The following is a 20664-nucleotide window of genomic DNA, read 5'->3' as shown; positions in this document are numbered from 1 at the left end:
TAAATAAAAAACATAATATTTGTTTTTTTATAGAATAATGAAAAAGATTATATCAATTGAAGGAGTATCGAAATGGGTAAGAATAAGAATAATATAAAAATTACGTTCTCATTAGCAACATTAATTCTTCCTTGGTTAACCGTCCCTTTTATGGGGAAACGAAGTTTTTTTAGGTTTTTGCCTGTAGCAAGTTTTGTCAATTTGATCTTAAGTGTATTTAGTCTTTTCTGCTATAAGAAAAAATGGTGGATAACTAAGAATCCTCTATCACCTGGACCAATAGATTTTACATATATATTAGGGCCATATTTTGTAGCAACGCTTTGGATATTTAAATTAACATTTGGGAATTTCCCAAGGTACTTAATGACAAATATGGTATTGGATCTTATTAACGCTTTTCCTATGCCTTACATTGGTAATAAAGTTGGAGTTGTCAAATTTATAAAGATGAAAAACAGGACCTGGTATTTTATATGTGTATTCTTGGCCATTATTATATATGGAGTTCAATACTTTGTGGAAAAATCAATTAAGATAGCAGGTAGTTCTAAAAACACTGAGTTATCAAGTAATAAAAATTAAGATGAGGTTTAAAGAGATATTTTAGATGTAGTTCCAAGATCATCCCTGAAAAGTATTGCAGCAAATAAGTGATTTTATTTTTTTTTGGTCTTCAAAGAAAAACTCCCTTGGTCTTAGATTACCAAGGGAGTACGGGGGTTATCTTAATGTCCCGGTGCTATTAAAAAAGTATCTTTTTCCTGAGATGGTCATCCAGCCGGTTGCCATCGCACCGTTGCTCTTTAAGTAATACCATTTAGTTCCGCTTCTTAACCATCCTACGTGCATTGCCCCGTTCGAGTTGAGGTAGTACCAGGTTGTGCCGAGTTTCAGCCAGCCGGTTTGCATTGCGCCGCTTTTGCTGAGGTAGTACCAGTATGCTCCGCTCTTCACCCAGCCGGTCTGCATGATGCCACTTGTATTTGAGAAGTACCAAGTTGCGCCGACCTTATACCAGCCTGTTTTCAGCACAGAAGTCACCGGATCATAATAGTACCAATTCCCGCCCTTAAACACCCAGCCAGATGGTTTTGCGATTACTTTAATGGCTGCAGCTTCACTGGTGTTACCAGCCTTGTCGGTTGCTGTGATGCTTAACTCGGTGCCTGCCGCCTGAACAGGGATCGTAACCGTAAACTTCCCGTCCGTTCCTGCTGTGGCTGTTCCAATAACTGTACTAATAACGGTGCCGATTTTAGACTTTACATCAACCCTCGAGCCAACTTCCGCTTGGCCCGTAACTGATCTTGCCTTATCGGTTACTTCATTGACTACTGGCTTCAGAGGGGCTGTTACGTCTATTACTATTACAGTTGTTGCTGCACTTACGTTTCCACTCTGGTCTGTGGAGATAACTGTTAATTCTGTGCCTGACACCTGAACAGGAATCGTGACCGTAAACTTCCCGTCCGCTCCGGCAGTGGCAGTGCCAATAACGTTGCCATTATTCTTCTTTACATCTACCTTCGAACCTGCTTCAGTTTGACCCGTAACAAAAGTTGCCTGATCGGTTACTTCATTGACCACAGGCTTCGCAGGGGCAGATATGTCTTTTACAACTACAGCTGCTGCGTTGCTAGTATTACCAGCATTGTCGGTTGCTGTGACGCTTAATTCAGTGCCTGACACCTGAACACGGATTGTGACTGAAAACTTACTGTCTGCTCCGGTTGTGGCAGTGCCGATAACAGTGCCATTTTTAGCCACATCGATCCTCGAACCCGCTTCCGCTTGACCAGTGACAGAAGTTGCCTGATCGGTTACTTCATTTACTACTGGAACCGCAGGTGGTGTTGTATCGACCACCGTCAACTGAACGGCCTGACTAACATTACCAAAAGCATCTTTAGCCGAAATGGCAAGGATGGTTCCTGCAGATTGGATAGGAATCGCGACACTAAAGGAGCCATTTTGTGCGGCTGGACCAGTGCCAAGAATAACATTACCTGCTCTGACTTCCACCGTCGAACCGGCTTCCGCTGTTCCCGTCACGGTTTTCTCCTTATCAGTAACGGTATTGACCACTGGGGCGGCTGGCGGAACGGTATCTCTCACCGTTACTTTTGTTGCTCTACTTACATTGCCGGTTGAACCTGTTGCCGTAACCAATAGGGTGGTTCCTGCGGGTTGGACAGGAATTGTTACACTGAAGGAGCCATTATCAGCTGCTGTTGCCGTTCCAAGGACGGTTGCCCCAAATTTGACTTCCACAGTTGTGCCAGCTTCTGCAGTTCCGGTTACGGAAGTCGCTTGATCGGTCACATCATTGACCACTGGTGGGGCAATTTCTACACCTGCAATGGTGGCTTGCTTGCCCATTAGACTAAAAAAGTCTGTTTGGGCACAGTCTGGACCACAAGCACTTGTTCCGATTCCTGGGCCTTCAATGCGGAAAAAGTTTTGATTATTGATTCCGCCAATAATCTTGTGATCCACATTTGGATCCCCAATGTATCCTGCAGGGGCTCCAGTATCCCATTGTAAAAAGGTTCCTATCCGGCTTTTCAACACTTCGTTGAATCCGCCATTAAGGCCTATATCTTCGGTAAACTTTAATGAACCGGTTCCATCGGCTTGTAATATATCGATGCCATATGGGTGTGTAAACGTGTAGGGTTGATTTGCAATCAAGCCGTCCGCTTTAAAACGGACCCTGCCGAATACGATTTGCTCTCCATCAATGGCCGGGCCATTTGCAAAAGCCGCTTCAAGAGCAAAGGTCCCGTTAGCACTGCCTCCATTTGGAAGGTTAATCGTAGAGCTGGCTAATTGATAAAAGGCTTCTTCGGGGAAATTTCCGGCTTTTAACGAAACTGGTTTTGATGGATCGGGTATGTCGCCTGAAACGATTGCACACAATGGATCATTTGCATCTAAACAAAGCTGTAACCGTGTGCCGTGTGAATCTTCGTACCAGACCGGATATCCATTATCCTCGTGGATTGGACCAAGCTGGGCCAATCTAGGGAAATCCATTGGGACCGTTTCTGCATTCGCCGCAGGAATGCCGCCGCTAAGTAAAGTAATGAGGGATAAGCTCACAAGAAACAAACGCTTCATTCTTGATTTTTTTTTCGTCTCATCTAATTTTCTTGAATGAACAGTCTTCTTAAATCGCATCTCTTGGCATGCCCTCCTTTGATGTATGTAGGTTCAGCTATTTTTTTATGAACCTAATAAACTGACATTCTCTTTTTTTCATAATCTCCTTTCTTGTTTAAAATGTGTATTCAAAAATATAGGACATATTACTCAAAAAAATGTTAAAAAAATCCTTTTGAAGGAGGTGTTAAGTGGGGAGGGGTTGCTGTGATTAAATATTTAAAAACAAAATTAAATGTATTTCATATCAAATAAAAATAACGTTGCAAATTTAGAAGCGGTTTGATTGTACTGCAAAAAAATTAATAAATGAATGTGTAAAAAAATGAAAGTCAAAACTACGGAGGGCCTCGACGTTGTCTGATACCCTTCCTCAAGTATGTGCTATAAAAATTAATTTCTCTCACAAAAATATTAGTGAATGACCGCCTTATCATTCGCCCATACTACTATGGGTGATGCATAATGCCGTGTCAAAAAAGTGACGAATTACAGCGATTTGTTGAAGAAGCAAAAAGATATACAAAAGATGGAAAGGTTGCAGACTATATTCCCGAGCTGGGTAAAGCAAATCCTGGTGATTTATCGATTGCGATAAATTATCCTGACGGAAGATGTATCTCAGCGGGTGATATTGATAAAAAGATTACGTTGCAAAGTATCTCAAAGGTTATCAGCTTAGCTCTTGTCTTAATGGAAAGAGGCTATCGCTATGTATTTGAACGAGTTGGGATGGAGCCAACTGGAGACCCGTTTAATTCGATTGCCAAGTTGGAAACAATGCCGGCCAAGCCATTGAACCCAATGATAAATGCTGGGGCACTGGTCGTGACCCATATGATAAAAGGGGATACAGTGGAGGATCGATTCAATCGGTTATTAGGCTTTATCCGGGAATTGGCCGATGACTCTTCCATTGGTTACTGTGAAAATGTAGCCCGTTCCGAATTTGAATCCGCTGATTTAAACCGGGCATTATGCTATTTTCTGAAGCAGCATAACATCATCACTGAGGATGTAGAACCCTTATTGGATTTATACACCAAACAGTGTGCTGTTGAAATGAATTGTTTGGGTTTAGCAAGGATCGGGATGATTTTTGCGATGGATGGTGTGGACCCTCTTAATGGGAAACGGATTATGCCCGACGATGTAGCAAGAATTTGCAAAACCTTTATGGTAACGTGCGGAATGTATAATGCATCAGGCGAATTCGCCATCAAAATAGGGATTCCGGCTAAAAGTGGTGTATCAGGAGGAATCATGGGGGCTGTTCCTGGTAAATTTGGAATCGGCATTTTCGGTCCTGCTTTAGATGAAAAAGGGAACAGTGTGGCTGGACTTAAACTTTTGGAACTTTTGTCAAAAAGATATCGGTTGAGTATGTTTTAAAAGAAATCCCATCTGGCTGCCAGATGGGATTCATTATCCTTCCCTAAACTTAGGTAATTGCTTTAGTTGTTGACATATTATAAGAATACTATTAAAATTAAAAATTATTTAACAATAGTTAAACTCAATCAAAAAAATTAATAATTTAGCAAGCTATGATTGCTATGGATCGCACTATAGCAGGAGCAGCTTCTGGAGAGACCGCAGGAATACGCGGCGCCGAAGGGTTCACAATCTCAGGCAAAAGGACAGAAGAGTACTGAATATTTATTTGTTATGCTGACGATCGTTAGTGTAATAGATATTATTTATTATTCTTAGACCTAAGAGATTGGAGGATATCCAATCTCTTTTTTTATTGAGTTTACTATTTTGTTCATCGTTTCACATGAAACATTTTTCATCAATTTGAGAGGGAGATTGAAATGGAACAAAGAGAATTAAAGCGGAATTTAGAAAATCGTCACGTGCAGCTAATCGCCATTGGCGGCACCATTGGAACCGGATTATTCTTGGGTTCCGGTAAAGCCATACAGCTGGCGGGGCCATCCATCATACTGGCCTATTTAATCGTAGGAATCGCCTGTTTTTTTGTTATGAGAGCGCTGGGTGAACTGCTGCTGTCTAAAGCGGGTTATCAATCTTTTACAGACATTGCTGCAGACTATCTCGGACCACGGGCAGCGTTTGTCACCGGATGGACCTATTGGTTTTGTTGGATTATGACGGCGATGGCCGATGTGATTGCAGTTGGGGTATATGTTCGCTATTGGTTTGATATCCCCCAGTGGATACCTGCCATCGTTTGCTTAATTATATTATTAGGACTCAATCTATTAACCGTGAAGCTTTTTGGAGAATTGGAGTTTTGGTTTGCGTTAATAAAGGTCATAACCATTGTCGCCTTAATCACTATAGGGGTCATTTTGTTAGTGATGGGATTCAAGACCGATGCAGGAACAGTTTCAATAGAAAATCTATGGGGACATGGCGGGCTTTTTCCTAACGGGGTTTCAGGCTTCTTGCTTTCCTTCCAAATGGTTGTATTCGCATTTGTCGGTGTGGAATTAGTGGGAGTATCGGCAGCGGAAACATCCAATCCGGAAAAAAACATCCCATCTGCTATTAATAAAATTCCTTTAAGAATTCTCTTTTTCTACGTTGGTGCATTGATCGTTCTTTTATGCATTAATCCTTGGACAGAACTAAATGCAGCAGAAAGTCCTTTTGTCAAAACCTTTAGCTTGGTCGGGATTCCAATTGCTGCAGGCATTATTAACTTTGTCGTCTTAACATCCGCCGCTTCTGCATGTAACAGCGGGATGTTTTCTACAAGCCGGATTTTGTTTAATTTAAGCAAAAAGAATCAGGGGCCAGCTAACTTTGCGAAGTTGAATAAAAATCATGTACCAAGTAACGCGCTATTGATTTCCACTCTTGTTTTAACAGGGGGAGCTCTTTTGAGCAAATTAATTCCGGAACAAGCCTTTGGGATCGTGACAACCATTAGTGCGATTTGTTTTATATGGGTGTGGGGTGTCATTCTTATCTGCCATGTAAGGTATAAGAAAACACGGCCTGACTTACAGAAAAAATCAACATTTAAAGCGCCGTTTACTCCATTTATGAACTACGCTGTTCTAACTTTGTTTGCCATGATTCTTATTATTATGCTGTTCGCTCAAGCTACACGCACGGCCTTATTGTTGACGCCACTTTGGTTTATTCTATTATTTACATTGTATTCTTATAGAAAGAGAAAAGATAATAATCAAAGAATATCGGCATAGAATCAACGATTGGGGGCGACGGTTCTATTGGCTCAAAGTTTTAAAAAAGCCGTTAGAACCGACCCAATGGTCTCTGCACATATTGTCTATTATTTTAATAAACTATATTAAAGTGAATCTTAACAATTAAAGGGAGTTATCAGAATTGGCCACCTATACAGTTGATGTGTATGCTATTTTTGTCAATGGTGCTGATCCCAAATCAAATTTTAGTAGAGTAAAACAAGATATTTATAAAGCAAATCATGCATGGGAAGGTTGTATAAAATTTTTATTAAAAGGTGTTTATTTTAGTAAAGGAATCGTAAATGCTGGCACAATTCCTGCTGATAAGGTGTTTAAAAATAGTAGTATTCATTCTTTAATTCAGTCAGCTAGGAATGCTAATGAGCATAAAATAGGAATATACGTTTTTTATTTGAAAGGAGACTTTTTGGCTGAAGGAAGAGGTAAAAACGTAATAGGGGTTAGTGGGACAGAGATTGTAAATTTTAAAAGCAGCACGCAGTATGAATTCTTTGGACAAATTTTACTAACTGACATGGCTGCTAATCGTAACACATTGGCACACGAATTTGGACATATATTATTTAAACGATTCGATAAAATACAAAATAGGTTTATTAATGATGATCCATCAGGCCCTTATATCTATCATCAAATGGGAAGAATAGATCCAGCTCATAATAACAATCGGAAAAACTTAATGTTTCCAATATCACCTTCGGTTAATCCAATGGTTACATTACAGCAATGCCAATTGGCTAAGATGAGTAAAATAGTAAATATAAGATTCTTTTAAACTTGTGCGGTTGTTCAATATGAGCAGTCGCATTTTTACTTGCGAAGGAGTTTTGTTGATTTATGGAATTTGCAGGTATGCCGCTGTAATCAACTTAACTGAGAGGTCGTATTAAAATTCCATAGGTATAAGTGCCTGGCACCACCCACATTCTGTCGAATTCATCGACATTATTAGGGACGTGAGGCACTGTTTTTTAGGCCACTTTTTGTCCGATAATTTATTTTTGGATTTAAGGAAATTAAAGGAAGTATTATGAATATATAAATATTGGTACTAGCCTAATATTTTAAGAAAGGGAGTCGTTAAGGTGTCAAAAAAAGTATTAATCCTGGCAGGAGATGCTGTAGAGGCATTGGAAGTTTATTACCCGTATTTTCGTTGTCTTGAAGAAGGCTACAATGTGCAGATAGCCGCACCATCAAAGAAGAAACTGCAAACGGTAGTACATGACTTCATTGGATGGGATACTTATACGGAAAGTAAAGGATACTTAATTGAAGCACAGTTAGCTTTTGAAGAAGTAAATCCGGACGAATTTGACGGGCTGATTATTCCAGGGGGAAGAGCTCCGGAATACATTCGCTTAAATGAAAATGTTCCAAGAATTGTCGCCCGCTTTTTTGAAACAAATAAACCTGTAGCGGCGATTTGCCATGCAGGTCAGGTGTTAACAACCGTGCGCCAATACTTGGAAGGCCGTGAATTAACCGCTTATATCGCCTGCAAGCCGGATGTGGAAGCGGCTGGGGCAACCTATATTGAAAATCACCTCCATGTTCAAGGCAATCTCGTTTCCGGACACGCATGGCCGGATCTTCCGGGTTTTATGAAAGAGTTTATAAAATTATTAAACCAATAAGACTGAAAAGAAGCTCGTAGAAAAAATTTATTACTCTACGAGCTTTTTTAATTTTGTTTATGTTGTCACAAAAAAACATCCTCCCCCGTCTTGTTTATGAAAACCATATTGAAATGGAGGAAATAATGTGAAAACGTATGATGCAGCCATTATTGGCGGGGGGCTGGCGGGTTTAACAGCCGCAATTGATTTGGCAAGGGCAAATAAGTCTGTCGTATTGGTTGAAAAGGCAAGGCAGTGTGGAGGCCGGGCCATGACAATTGATAAAAATGGAGCATTGTTAAACTTGGGTGCACATGCTCTTTATAAATCGGGCCCTGCCGAAAATATATTATTAGAATTAGGGATTAGGATAGATGGGGGAAGTCCGCCGGCAAAAGGAACAGCCATTTGGAAAAACAAGGTAGTATCCCTTCCTCATTTGCTTTGGACGGAGCTTTCTTTGTCAGGAAAAATGGAGTTCGGTAAATTCATGCTTAAATTAAAAAACATGGATACAAATACACTGGAGATCATGACTTTAAGAAATTGGGCTGAAAAAGAAATTCATAGCCCCATGGTACGCCATATCTTCTATGCCTTATGCAGAACAGCCACGTATACACAAGATCCGGATTATCTATTAGTCGGTCCCGTTCTTAAACAGCTGCAAAGAAGCATCAAAAGTGGTGTTTTATATATAAATGGCGGGTGGCAAACGATTGTGGATCAATTGCGGGAGCTTGCCATAATATCTGGTGTTGAAATAATGAATAACAAAAATGTTGTTGAAATTGAATATGATCAGCAAGTAACAGGAGTTATTTTTTCAAACGGTGAAAAGATTTCTACTGCGCATGTCATCAGCACTGTTTCACCTGGAGAATTACACCGCTTGATTCGAAGTGCGGAAAAAACCTCCATCCTTACGTGGAAAAACCAATCAAGACCAGCGATGGCCGCCTGTTTGGATCTATGTTTAAAAAAGCTTCCGGTAGAAGGGCGGAATGTATCTATCGGCATCGATCAACCGGTGTTTTTCACCAATCAATCCAAGTATTCTCGATTAAGTGACAATGGGTCACTCGTGATGCATTTAGTGAAATATAATGGAGCAGCCGGAGGTGATCCAATCGAGGATCAAAAATTCCTTGAAGCCACCATGAGCATGCTGCATCCTGGTTGGGAAAAAGAGGTTGTAGCCAAACAATATTTACCCAATATGACGGTGGCAAATGACTATTTGCACATGGCCAGGACCGATCGGTTTCCCGGCCCAGTAGTGCCGGAGATTAGCGGACTATATATTGCAGGAGATTGGGCAAGTCATGGTGAATTTTTAGCAGATGCAGTAATGGAAAGTGCACGAAGAGCATCTTTGACGGTTATAAAAGATCTGGAAGAGCAAAAAAACAGGCCCTTGCCTATATCTTGATTGCCTGAAAAATGATGTTTTTATAGGAAGAAGGCATGTACGATGGAAAATATTGAGCAGTTATATTCCGAATACAAACCATTGCTGTTCTCGCTTGCCTACCGCATGCTTGGGAGCTTGATGGATGCAGAGGATATCATTCAAGAGGTATTTCTGACCATAAATAAAGGGATTCCTAAGGATATCCAAAACATAAAGGCCTATTTATGCAAATCTGTGACCAACCGCTGTATTGATCGATTAAGATCAGCAGCTAACCAGCGAGAGGTATATACCGGGCCATGGCTGCCTGAGCCTCTTGTCATCGGCGATACGGCCACAGACCCATTGGAAATTTATCTTCAAAAAGAATCCATTACAACCGCCTATTTATTATTACTTCAACAAATGTCGTGGGTGGAAAGGACTGTCTTTCTATTAAGAGAGGTTCTTCAGTTTGATTATGAGGAAATAGCTGAAATCGTTGGAAAAAGCAGCATCAATTGCCGTCAAATCTTTCATCGGGCAAAGCAGGGATTAGACAAGAATACCTTGGAGGTTATAAAAGAAAAAACACAGGATGTCCAAAATCAAACCAAAAATGTAATAGAAAGATTTGTGAACTTATTAACCTCCGGAGATACAGAAGGCATTAAAAATTTATTGGTATCTGAGGCCACTTTGATATCCGATGGTGGTGGAAAAGTAAAAGCTGCTCTTAGGCCTATTTATGGTTCGAATCGAGTTTGTACGTTCCTAGAAGGGATTTTGAAAAAAGTGCCTGAGGGTTTTTCTTTCAAAATCAGGGAAGTCAATGGAGTACCAGGAATCGTTTCCTATGTGAACAGTCAGCCACTTAATGTAATTTCCTTTCATTTAGTCGAGAATAAAATTGTTGCCATCTATCTTGTTGCCAATCCAGATAAGCTTGGACATGTTCTTTGAAGAGGAAGCTTTTTTAATAAGAATAATGAGGCTGACAGAAACACGATATTACTCGTGTACCTGTCAGCTCTTATAGCTGTTCCTGTACTTCTTATTACAAGAACCAAAATAGTTATTCTTGGTACTAACTATTTGAATCTAGTCCGAATTCTTTAATTTTATTGTATAGAGTTCCTCTTGATATACCTAGTAACTTTGCTGCTGCACTTTTGTTTCCATACGTTTTGCGTAATGCTTCTTCAATCATTAAGGGTTCATCTTTAATAGTTATGTCCTTGTTCTTAACTAATGGCTCGTCTGGGCTTGGTATATCATTTGTGTGTATAGACTGGGAGAAGTTAACGATCCCTCTTGGAAGATGTTCAGTTGTAATCATTCCATCGTTGAGCAGGATAAAACGTTCTACAACATTTCGAAGTTCTCGCACATTTCCGGGCCAATCGTAGTTAAGTAAAGCTGTCATAACCGCGGGGGCAATATTCGGCATTGTTTTTTTGTACTTTATGGTAAATTCACGAATGAATTTTTGAACCAACTCTACAATATCTTCCATTCGTTCACGTAATGGAGGAACATCAATTTTTATTACCGATAATTGGTAATACAGATCTTTATGAAAATGACCTTCCTGTACCAATTCATCTATTCTAGGTGAAGCTGAGGCAATAATACGTGTTTGGGTTTGAACAGATTCAGTTGCCCCAATACGAAGGAATGATTGATGCTCCAAATAATCAGAAAGTTTTACTTGAATGTCAAACGGCATTCGATCAATGTCGGTAATGAACAAGGTTCCTCCACTTGCTTGTTCAAGTTTGCCGGCTTGTCCTACTCGTTCTTCATTCGTAAAAGCTTTTCTTTGATATCCAAACAATTCCACTTCTAAAAGCCCAGAAGGAACAGATATGCAATGAACAGATAAAAAAGGTGCATTCTTTTTTAAACTGCCATAATGGATAGCCTGTGCCAGCATCTCTCTCCCAGAACCGGGTTCACCTACCAATAGGACAGGGATTTCAGCAGAAGTTGTTTTCTGTGCAATTTGTAACGCTTCTTTTATCTCAGGACTAACCCCAATGATGGAAGAGAATGGTTTTTCAGGATGGACAAGCTGGGGCATCGAACCATACAATTCTTCATTGAGCCGAACAATTCGAGTAATATCATGTTCCGTTGCAACCCCTCCAATTATCGAATTATCTTGGATGATTGGCGAAGCGTTTATTAAAACATGCGTATTACTGTCAGGACGATGATAAGCTTGTCGAACAGGGAATCCTTCGTTTAAGATCCGATGTAACACGACATCTTCCGCCTCAAAATAATCCCCGATTTTCCGGCCAATAATATTTTCACGATTGATTCCGTATGTTTTTTCGGCAGTAGTATTCCAACAAATTACTTTACCTTCTTGATCTACCGCTGTAACTGCATCATTAACGGTTTCTGCCAGTGTGTGAAAATATGCTGTTACTTTTTTGTTTTCAACTTGAAGGGTCTGAATCCATTCTTCAGCGGTTAAAATGCCGATAATAGCTTTCCTTTCATCATCCTCTATTAGAACAGGACGTCTCCAATTTGCTCTGGATTCAAGAACTTTTGACATTGTTAAGACAGTTGAAGGAATCCATTGTCTTTCTTTAAGGAAAATAGCTGCAGATATAGTCTCGGGGCAAGATGTGATTAAGTTTAATTCACTATTCGTAATTGTATAATGTACTTTCTCGGCAATAACGATGACAAAATGAAATTGCAGGAGCATGTTTTTTAGTTCAGCTAAAGCTGTTTGAGGCCCGGTCAATATAAAGGAGTCATCTAAATTGATTTGTCCACTTTTTAACATATAAAATTCCCTCTTTATAATGCAGTGATTTTAATCAATGTATCATATTTGTATAATATTATCTAGAATTAGAACAATGAAGTGAACATATTTAAACAGATTTGTCTAAATGGATGAGTCAGTAAATAAGTTGTACTTCAAAATAGTCCAATCTAATTAAATTTTAATTTGTAAACAAAGTTAACAGTTTATTTTTGAAAATACTAAATTGTCAAATAGTTTAATAACATTAAACACTATTGTTTAATGTTGAAAATAAAATTGACAAATGTGAACATAGGTGTGTAAAATACGAATAAATAAAATTTTAAAAAAATTCGAATAGAAAGAGGGGAAGCCAAAGAAATTGTAACATGTGCATTTACAAAATTTAGAAAACGCTTCCAAAGCTAATACTTTTATTTTAATGAAATATAACAAGTATTTTATAAAGGATGTGTAGGAGATGAATCATCAGCAAACGGAGTTAAAGAAGGATTTGAAAATTCGCCATATTACCATGATTTCTCTGGGAGGAATTATAGGTGCCGGCTTATTTGTTGGAAGTGGCTCACTCATCAATTCAGCTGGACCGGCTTCAATTTTTTCGTATGTATTCGCAGGGCTGCTTGTGATATTGGTCATGCGGATGCTGGGTGAAATGTCCATCGTGAATCCTTCCATTGGTTCTTTTTCCACGTATGCCCGAGATGCATTGGGACCATGGGCTGGCTACACCATCGGCTGGTTATACTGGTTTTTTTGGGTCATTGTCATAGCTGTTGAAGCCATTGCGGGTGCAAACATCATTCAATACTGGTTTCCATCTTGGTCATCTTGGACGGTCAGCCTTGCCCTTACGTTTTTATTAACTCTAACAAACTTATATTCTGTTAAATCATTTGGCGAGTTCGAGTACTGGTTTTCGCTTATTAAAGTAGTAAGTATCGTCCTGTTTTTGATTCTCGGAGGGGCGATTATATTCGGGTTTATACCGGGTGTAGAATCACCTGGAACCTCTAACCTTATACATAGGGGAGGATTTATGCCCAACGGAATAAGTTCCATATTTTTGGGGATTGCTATTGTCATGTTTTCTTTTATGGGAAGTGAAATTGTAGCGACTGCAGCAGGAGAAACACAACATCCTGAAAAAGCCATTAGAGTTGCAACAAACAGTGTTATTTATCGAATCTTAATTTTTTATCTGGGTTCCATTTTTGTACTAGTAACGGTACTTCCATGGGATTCTCATACCCTATTAAAAAATCCGTTTGTTTCCGTACTGGAGCTAGTAAACATACCTGGTGCTGCTCAAATCATGAACTTTATTGTGTTGACAGCCGTACTTTCTTGCTTGAATTCGGGTCTGTACACGAGCTCGCGTATGTTGTTTGCCATGGCAAACAGTGGTGATGCCCCTCGTGTGTTTTTAAAGGTGAATAAGAAGGGTGTCCCGGTTTATGCGATCCTGGGATGTACCGCTATATCCTATATTAGCGTGTTTTTTAATTACCTATCTCCAGATAAAATATTTCTCTTTTTAGTGAACGCTTCTGGGGGTGTGGCACTTCTTGTTTATTTAGTAATTGCCTTCTCCCAACTTCGTCTGAGAAGAAAATATGAAAAAGAAAACCCTCAGGCATTGAAATTAAAAATGTGGTTATTTCCTTATTTGACATATGCGACGATACTTGCGATCACGACTATTTTTATATTTATGGCATTTATTGACTCATTGCGTTCACAATTTTATTTAACGGCACTTATTGCTGTGCTTGTTGTCGGTTCATTTTTTCTTACCAAGAATAAACAGCAGACTAATGTATTACAAGATAAAAAGAAACAAGCTATCTAGTAAATAGTATGAAAGCCTCGAATTTAAATGAATTCGAGGCTTTTTTATGCGTACCGGGTATGATTCTTAGTTTTAATTACAATAAATTGTGTAATCGAGATAAAATATTGAACATAAGTGTTCAATTATCTTGTTAAATTAAACAATATTGTTATAATAGTAAAATATTAAACATTTTTTTAAAAAACAATGTACAAAAGTGTTAAATGTCATTTATAATACAGTTATATTTAATATTAAAAATTTTCCAATAAAAATATAAGGGAGAGAATCATATGATTACAGAATATAAGAATGCGATTAAGCCATACAAACATGAACCATTTACTGATTTTACAATTAATGAAAACAAACAGGCGTTTGAAAAAGCCTTATGGTTAGTCCAATCTCAATTAGGTAAAGAGCATCCGCTTATTATCGGAGGCGAACGAATTAAAACAGATAAACAGACGATCTCCATTAATCCTAGTAATAAGGAAGAAGTAATCGGCATTGTTTCTAAAGCGAATAAAGAGTTGGCAGAAAAAGCGATGCAAGCCGCGCTTTCTACATTTGAAACGTGGAAAAATCATGACCCGGAGGAAAGGGCCAATATTTTATTCCGGGCAGCAGCTATCCTTCGTCTCCGCAAACATGAATTCTCTAGCTATCTTGTGAAAGAAGCCGGAAAGCCTTGGAAAGAGGCAGATGGGGATACAGCAGAAGCGATTGACTTTCTTGAATTCTATGCCCGCCAGATGATGCAATTAAAAGATGGAGTACCAGTAAACAGCCGCGAGGGAGAAAGTAACAAGTTTCAATACATACCACTTGGAGTAGGTATTATCATTTCGCCGTTTAACTTCCCACTAGCAATTATGGCAGGTACGGTGACGGCAGCGATTGTATCGGGAAACACCGTCCTGCTTAAACCATCAGACAATACACCGGTAGTGGCAGCAAAATTCGTAGAAATCTTGGAAGAAGCAGGACTTCCTCATGGGGTAATCAACTTTGTCCCGGGAGAAGGTTCGGAAATAGGTGATTACCTTGTTGATCACCCAAAAACACGATTCATCTCTTTTACAGGTTCTCGTGAAGTCGGCTGCCGTATTTATGAGCGGGCAGCGAAAGTACATCCGGGCCAAATTTGGTTAAAGCGTGTGATTGCCGAAATGGGAGGAAAAGATACAGTAGTCGTTGATAAAGATGCCGATTTGGATTTAGCAGCTTCTTCGATTGTTTACTCCGCCTTTGGATTTTCTGGACAGAAGTGCTCAGCAGGTTCCCGTGCGGTGGTCCATCAGGATGTTTATGATGAAGTGCTTGAAAAAGCAGTTGCCTTAACCAAAACATTAACCGTTGGAAGCCCGGAAGATGCAAATACTTATATGGGACCAGTGATCAGCCAGGCTTCTTACAATAAAATCATGAAATATATCGAAATTGGCAAAGAAGAAGGCAAATTGATGACGGGTGGGGAAGGCGACGATTCCAAAGGATACTTTATTCAACCGACAATCTTTGCTGATGTCGATGAAAATGCACGTCTCATGCAGGAAGAAATCTTTGGACCGGTACTCGCTTTTTGTAAGGCTCAGGATTTCGATCACATGATGGAAATTGCAAACAATACAGATTACGGTCTAACCGGTGCTTTAATTACCAACAATCGTGACCATATTGAGCGGGCAAAACAAGAATTCCATGTTGGAAATCTTTATTTCAATCGAGGCTGTACGGGGGCGATTGTCGGATACCAGCCATTTGGAGGATTTAATATGTCAGGCACGGACTCCAAAGCCGGCGGACCTGATTACCTTATCCTGCACATGCAAGCGAAAACAACCAGTGAATCACATTAGGATTAGGTAGGCAGCTTTTTTAAGCTGCCTATTATAAAAGTTTTGTAATATCAAGATTCAATAACTTAGGAGGATCATCTATGTTTGCAGAGGTTTCAAAAAATGTTTTCCTTTACGCCTCCCAAAGTAAGGGATTAAATAAAGCGGCAAAAAAATGGGGACTTCGGTTTGGAGCTTCCCAAGTTGTGGCAGGGGATACGATTGAAAGTGCCATTAAAAAGGTGGAAGAATTAAATAAAAAAGGTTTGGTCTGCACACTGGACCATTTAGGGGAATTCGTTTCAAGCAGAGATGAAGCAATTGAGGCAACAGAATATAATCTAAAGACGTTGGAAGCCATGGCAAGAGCCGGAGTGAATAGTAATTTGTCTGTTAAAATGACCCAGCTGGGGCTGGACATAGACAGGGACTTTTGCTTAAATAACATGCGCAGAATTCTTGCGGCTGCAAAGAAACACAACAATTTTGTCCGAATCGATATGGAAGATCACGCGCATTGTCAAATTACACTAGATATCCTGAGTGAATTACGCCAAACGTACGATAATGTTGGAACCGTTATCCAGGCCTATTTATTTCGGGCCAACCAGGACGTAAAAGAGTTAAAGGGAATTCCTCTTCGGTTAGTAAAAGGAGCATACAAAGAATCTCCTGAAGTCGCCTATCAAGAGAAAGAGAAGGTAGATGAAAATTATCTAAAAATCATTGAAGAGCATCTGCTGAGCGGAAGCTATACGGCGATTGCTTCCCATGATCACCATATAATTGCCAAAGTGAAAGAATTCACGCAAAAAAACAATATACCGCGAGATCAATTTGAATTTCAGATGTTATATGGATTTAGAACAGACATGCAGCTTAGTCTAGTTCAAGAGGGATACAAAATGCGTGTTTACATACCCTTTGGAAATGATTGGTTTGGATATTTTATGCGCCGGTTGGCAGAAAGACCGCAAAATGTGGCTTTTGCTCTAAAGGGGCTCTTTTCCAAGTAACAGTAAGGTATAAAGATAAAATGCGGAAACAGAAATTTAAGACCCTTCCATTACTTTTTTGAAAGAGAGGTTTTAAAAATTGAAAGAAGTTATAGAAGCTATCTATAGTCCGTGTTGCGGGAAAATCGAAACCCTATTTGTTGGCAAGGATTCATATGTGTATGAATGGGAAAAGTTAATCTTAATTGATACAGAAGATCACAAAAAAGTAGAAGTCAGGGCTGGTGTAAGTGGTCATATTGTGTCATTGGAAGTAACTGAAAAGCAAAATGTCACTCATGAAACGTTATTAATAAAAGTAAAGGATGACCTGTTAATAACAGGAAGTGAATGATGAAAGAGGATAACTGTTAATGCCCCCTCCCTAACTTCCGGTGCCTGTCACGCCCGAAGTTAGGGAGGGGGCACATTTTTCACAAAAGGACAGAAGAGTACTGAATATTTATTTGTTATACTGACATTCGTTAGCGTTACAATTATTATTTGATATTCTCCCTAGGGCAATGAAACATCTTTTCATTTACCGTAATCACAAAGTAAGTATTCCCTAGGGCAATGAAACATCTTTTCATTTACCGTAATCACAAAATAAGCATTCCCTGGGGCGATGAAACGCCTTTTCATTTACCGTAATCACAAAATAAGCATTCCCTGGGGCGATGAAACGTCTTTTTATTTACCGTAATTACTAAATAAGCTCTTCCTTGGGCAATGAACTGTCCCAGTGGTTTCGTGGTTTCTTATTTCAGACGATCATCAAACCAGCCAATTAAATGCTTTAGACGCTCTAAACGGTGCATTGGTTTGCCAGAGCGTGAAAGGTCATGGTTTTCATCCGGGAAGCGTACGAGCTTTGTTTCCACTCCCAACCGCTTAAGGGCAATATACCATTGCTCTGCTTGTTCCATCGGACAACGTAAATCCTGTTCACTGTGCAGGATTAATATCGGTGTTTTAACATTACGAGCATGGTGAAGAGGGGAAAGCTTTAATAACTTCTCGGCATCATCCCATAGATCAGCATGTCCGTGCTGCCATTCCGTGAAGAAAAATCCAATATCACTCGTTCCGTAGAAGCTATGCCAATTACAAATACTGCGCTGCGTAACGGCTGCTTTGAAACGGTCTGTACGAGTGACGATAACGTTGGTCATATACCCGCCGTAGCTGCCTCCCGTAACGAATAACTGGCTGTGATCGATATAATTAAAGTTTTCTAATGCATAATCGACACCAGCCATAATATCTTCATAATCCATTCCGCCGTAATCACCGATAACGGCATTGACAAAGTCATGACCGTAACCATGGCTTCCTCTAGGATTCGTATAAAGGACTACATAGCCTTTTGAAGCCATTACCTGCATCTCGTGGTGAAGACCATTTCCATATGCCGTTGCCGGCCCGCCGTGAATCTCAACGATTATCGGATATGTTTTCCCTTCCTCAAACCCAAAGGGCTTTAAGATCCAGCCTTCAATATCCCAACCATCCGTGCTCTTGTAATGGAAATTTTCCGGAGTACTTAAATGAACCTGGTTATAAAGCTCATGGTTCCAATCCGTTAACTTATGAACGTTAGTCACATCTTTTAAATCCTGAATGACTATATCTCCAGTTGAATGAGGAGTGGCTAGAACAAGGACTGCTTGATCATCACTGACGATATCATAAGAAGTAACGGTTGCTAATGAAGGGGATAGAGCAGCGGAAACCTCCCCATTCAGAGTTACCTTAAATAACTGACAATCGCCCCCAACTGTAGCAGTAAAGTAAATGTTAGAGCTAGTGGAGTCCCATATTAATCGAAACTCCGCTGTGTCATACTTCGCATCAACACCTATCAGGTTTCCGATTGTGTAGTCAAAGCCCTCCATTAAATTTGTTAATTTACCTGTTTCCAAGGAAAAGAGGAGGGCGTTTGTATTTCCTTGACTTCGTTCCCCACGTGTATGACCGGCAATCGCCAGCCATTTACCGTCTGGTGATACCGAAGGGGAGCTTATATATCCACTTCCTTGATAGAAAAGGGTCTCTTTTTTAAGAGCCAAATCGTATTTCCAAATAGCTGGGAGGTAACCCCACTCTGTATCTTCGGCCTTTGTGCCAACATAGAATAAGCTTTTTCCATCTGGAGAGAAACGGGGCTGTGAAAAATCATGCTCTCCCTCAGTAATTTTCGTATAAGACTTTGTCTCCATGTCAAATAGGTAAACATGCTTGCGGTCATCGTTATAAATACCGACTCCGTCTCCTTTATAACGAAGTCTTGTAATCACATTCACATCACTTTTTTCTTCCTTCTTATCTTCATCCTGGTCAGAGGTATGCCTTAATTCCCCGTTAATGGTAAGAGCAAGCTGCTTTCCATCTGGAGACCAGACAAATTCACCAATCCCTTGCTTTACGTCTGTTATTTGAAACGCTTCACCACCATCCGTAGGTAAAAGCCAGACCTGATTTTTTTCGGTGCGGTTTGAACGGAAGGCAAGCAGGCTGCCATCTGGTGACCACTTTGGAGAAGTATCCTTTACTAAGCTCTCCTTTGAATAATGAGAGGTAAACTGTCTGCCTTCATCTTTTAAATCAGTTAAGTAGATATAAGAATAGTAGCCATCTTTTTCTTTATCTACATGAGTCAAGACATACGCAGCTTTGTCCTTGTTAGGTGAAACCTGAGGATCTCCGACAAACTTAAATTTACATAAATCTTCCGCCGTAATCGGACGTTTCGTCACTTTCTATTCCCCCCATATGCTTACTATAAGTCTATCTTAACATTTCGATAGTCGAAGTAAACGAATTTTTTGTATTTTCATAATATTGATGTGGAGGAGTTTATAAAAATTTAAGAATTACATTTTTTCTTGTTAAGAATTAAGAAGTATCGTTATAGAAAGGAAAATTGGGGTTTAATAGAATGTTTTTATTTTAGAGGAGAGGTAGATAAATGAATTCTAAAAAAATGTGGTGGCTTTTGGTGATTGTATCTCTTGGTGTTATGATTCCTTTTGTTGCCCCTTATTTTACGTTAAATCCTGAAAACAGCCGTATCACGATAAAGTCACCAACGATTCAATATCCTGTTCTAGTTGGCCATATCGTATTTGCATGTTTAGCCATCCTATCAGGCTTTTTACAATTTATCAAACGGATTCGCCTACACAAACCGAAAGCTCATCGATATTTGGGCAGGATTTACACTGGCAGTGTTTTTATCAGTGGATTGCTTGCATTTGTGCTTATTTTCTATGCTGAAAATTTCACAAAAGCAGTTGCTCTCCTTGTTTTATCTATGCTCTGGCTTTATACGTGCTGGAAAGGTTTCCGTGCCGCAGTCAGAAAAGAAATAAATGAGCATCGACGTTGGATGGTACGGAGTTTCGGTGTTACCTTAGTTGCAGTAAGTGCACGCTTATTAGTGCCAGTTTTACTATTGTCTTACTACCTACTAAACGGGTTTTCACTTCCGGAAGGAAGAGAGAAGATGGTGGAAGAAGCGTTAAACGTTAATATCTGGGTAGGACTCATGCTTAATTTCATTATTATTGAGTGGAGGATACTTAACCGAGGCAAGTTGAAATGAATGGTAGGATCAATACTAACACAAGTCACGAATTTACAGTAGCTAACTCCACCAGGGGTTTGACCCTATTTTAATGGGCCGATTTTTTTAGGGATTATGCAAGTGCTCTCACTATACTTTCTTTGAAAGTCCATGGGATAATAAAAAATAATAACAGAACATTCGTTCTTGTATTATTTGCTAGTGCCTGTGGTCAATCCCCCGATAAAT

General features: G+C 39.6%; 15 protein-coding genes and 1 riboswitch. Of the genes, 12 read left to right on the top strand and 3 right to left on the bottom strand.

The window, feature by feature from the left end:
• The first annotated feature begins 72 nt into the window (after positions 1-72).
• Complete coding sequence (locus ACIFOT_RS18580; RefSeq protein ID WP_430066832.1) at positions 73-585, top strand: hypothetical protein; 513 nt, start codon at positions 73-75, stop codon at positions 583-585.
• Between the two features lie 138 nt (positions 586-723).
• Here the strand turns inward: ACIFOT_RS18580 and ACIFOT_RS18575 are convergent, their stop codons facing one another.
• The gene (locus ACIFOT_RS18575) at positions 724-3183 is read right to left on the bottom strand and encodes an Ig-like domain-containing protein (protein WP_430066831.1); all 2460 of its coding nucleotides are present in this window, start codon (positions 3181-3183) and stop codon (positions 724-726) included.
• 447 nt (positions 3184-3630) lie between these two features.
• On the opposite strand from ACIFOT_RS18575, the gene glsA reads away from it, so the two are divergent.
• The 6 genes from glsA to ACIFOT_RS18545 all read left to right on the top strand — a co-directional run bounded on the left by glsA (position 3631) and on the right by ACIFOT_RS18545 (position 10349).
• Positions 3631-4557, top strand: coding sequence for a glutaminase A (glsA, locus tag ACIFOT_RS18570; RefSeq protein WP_430066830.1), 927 nt, complete (start codon positions 3631-3633; stop codon positions 4555-4557).
• Between the two features lie 182 nt (positions 4558-4739).
• Positions 4740-4819, top strand: a riboswitch (glycine riboswitch).
• Between the two features lie 163 nt (positions 4820-4982).
• Complete coding sequence (locus ACIFOT_RS18565) at positions 4983-6347, top strand: amino acid permease (RefSeq protein ID WP_430066829.1); 1365 nt, start codon at positions 4983-4985, stop codon at positions 6345-6347.
• 145 nt (positions 6348-6492) lie between these two features.
• Positions 6493-7149 carry a hypothetical protein gene (locus ACIFOT_RS18560; RefSeq protein WP_430066828.1) on the top strand — a complete coding sequence of 219 codons (657 nt, stop codon included), beginning with the start codon at positions 6493-6495 and terminating at the stop codon, positions 7147-7149.
• Positions 7150-7459: 310 nt separating this feature from the next.
• Positions 7460-8011: a DJ-1/PfpI family protein gene (locus tag ACIFOT_RS18555; protein WP_430066827.1), complete on the top strand. Its 552-nt coding sequence runs from the start codon at positions 7460-7462 to the stop codon at positions 8009-8011.
• A 127-nt stretch (positions 8012-8138) separates the two neighbouring features.
• Entirely contained in the window at positions 8139-9425 is a 1287-nt protein-coding gene (locus ACIFOT_RS18550) for a phytoene desaturase family protein (RefSeq protein WP_430066826.1), read from the top strand.
• A gap of 42 nt (positions 9426-9467) precedes the next feature.
• Positions 9468-10349: an RNA polymerase sigma-70 factor gene (locus ACIFOT_RS18545; RefSeq protein ID WP_430066825.1), complete on the top strand. Its 882-nt coding sequence runs from the start codon at positions 9468-9470 to the stop codon at positions 10347-10349.
• Between the two features lie 124 nt (positions 10350-10473).
• Here the strand turns inward: ACIFOT_RS18545 and ACIFOT_RS18540 are convergent, their stop codons facing one another.
• Positions 10474-12192: a sigma-54 interaction domain-containing protein gene (locus ACIFOT_RS18540; protein ID WP_430066824.1), complete on the bottom strand. Its 1719-nt coding sequence runs from the start codon at positions 12190-12192 to the stop codon at positions 10474-10476.
• Between the two features lie 445 nt (positions 12193-12637).
• On the opposite strand from ACIFOT_RS18540, the gene ACIFOT_RS18535 reads away from it, so the two are divergent.
• The 4 genes from ACIFOT_RS18535 to ACIFOT_RS18520 all read left to right on the top strand — a co-directional run bounded on the left by ACIFOT_RS18535 (position 12638) and on the right by ACIFOT_RS18520 (position 17202).
• On the top strand, positions 12638-14029 hold the full coding sequence (locus tag ACIFOT_RS18535; protein ID WP_430066823.1) for an amino acid permease: 1392 nt from the start codon (positions 12638-12640) through the stop codon (positions 14027-14029).
• A 275-nt stretch (positions 14030-14304) separates the two neighbouring features.
• Positions 14305-15873, top strand: a complete 1569-nt coding sequence (gene pruA, locus ACIFOT_RS18530) for an L-glutamate gamma-semialdehyde dehydrogenase (protein ID WP_430066822.1) — start codon at positions 14305-14307, stop codon at positions 15871-15873.
• Between the two features lie 80 nt (positions 15874-15953).
• On the top strand, positions 15954-16868 hold the full coding sequence (locus ACIFOT_RS18525; protein WP_430066821.1) for a proline dehydrogenase family protein: 915 nt from the start codon (positions 15954-15956) through the stop codon (positions 16866-16868).
• A gap of 79 nt (positions 16869-16947) precedes the next feature.
• On the top strand, positions 16948-17202 hold the full coding sequence (locus ACIFOT_RS18520; RefSeq protein WP_430066820.1) for a hypothetical protein: 255 nt from the start codon (positions 16948-16950) through the stop codon (positions 17200-17202).
• Positions 17203-17608: 406 nt separating this feature from the next.
• Here the strand turns inward: ACIFOT_RS18520 and ACIFOT_RS18515 are convergent, their stop codons facing one another.
• Positions 17609-19606, bottom strand: a complete 1998-nt coding sequence (locus ACIFOT_RS18515; RefSeq protein ID WP_430066819.1) for a S9 family peptidase — start codon at positions 19604-19606, stop codon at positions 17609-17611.
• A gap of 212 nt (positions 19607-19818) precedes the next feature.
• Between ACIFOT_RS18515 and ACIFOT_RS18510 the strand changes: the two genes are divergently transcribed.
• Positions 19819-20454: a DUF2306 domain-containing protein gene (locus tag ACIFOT_RS18510; protein WP_430066818.1), complete on the top strand. Its 636-nt coding sequence runs from the start codon at positions 19819-19821 to the stop codon at positions 20452-20454.
• Positions 20455-20664: the final 210 nt, after the last annotated feature.

The organism is Neobacillus sp. NRS-1170, from assembly GCF_050468025.1.
This window is presented reverse-complemented; position numbering and strand designations above follow the sequence as displayed.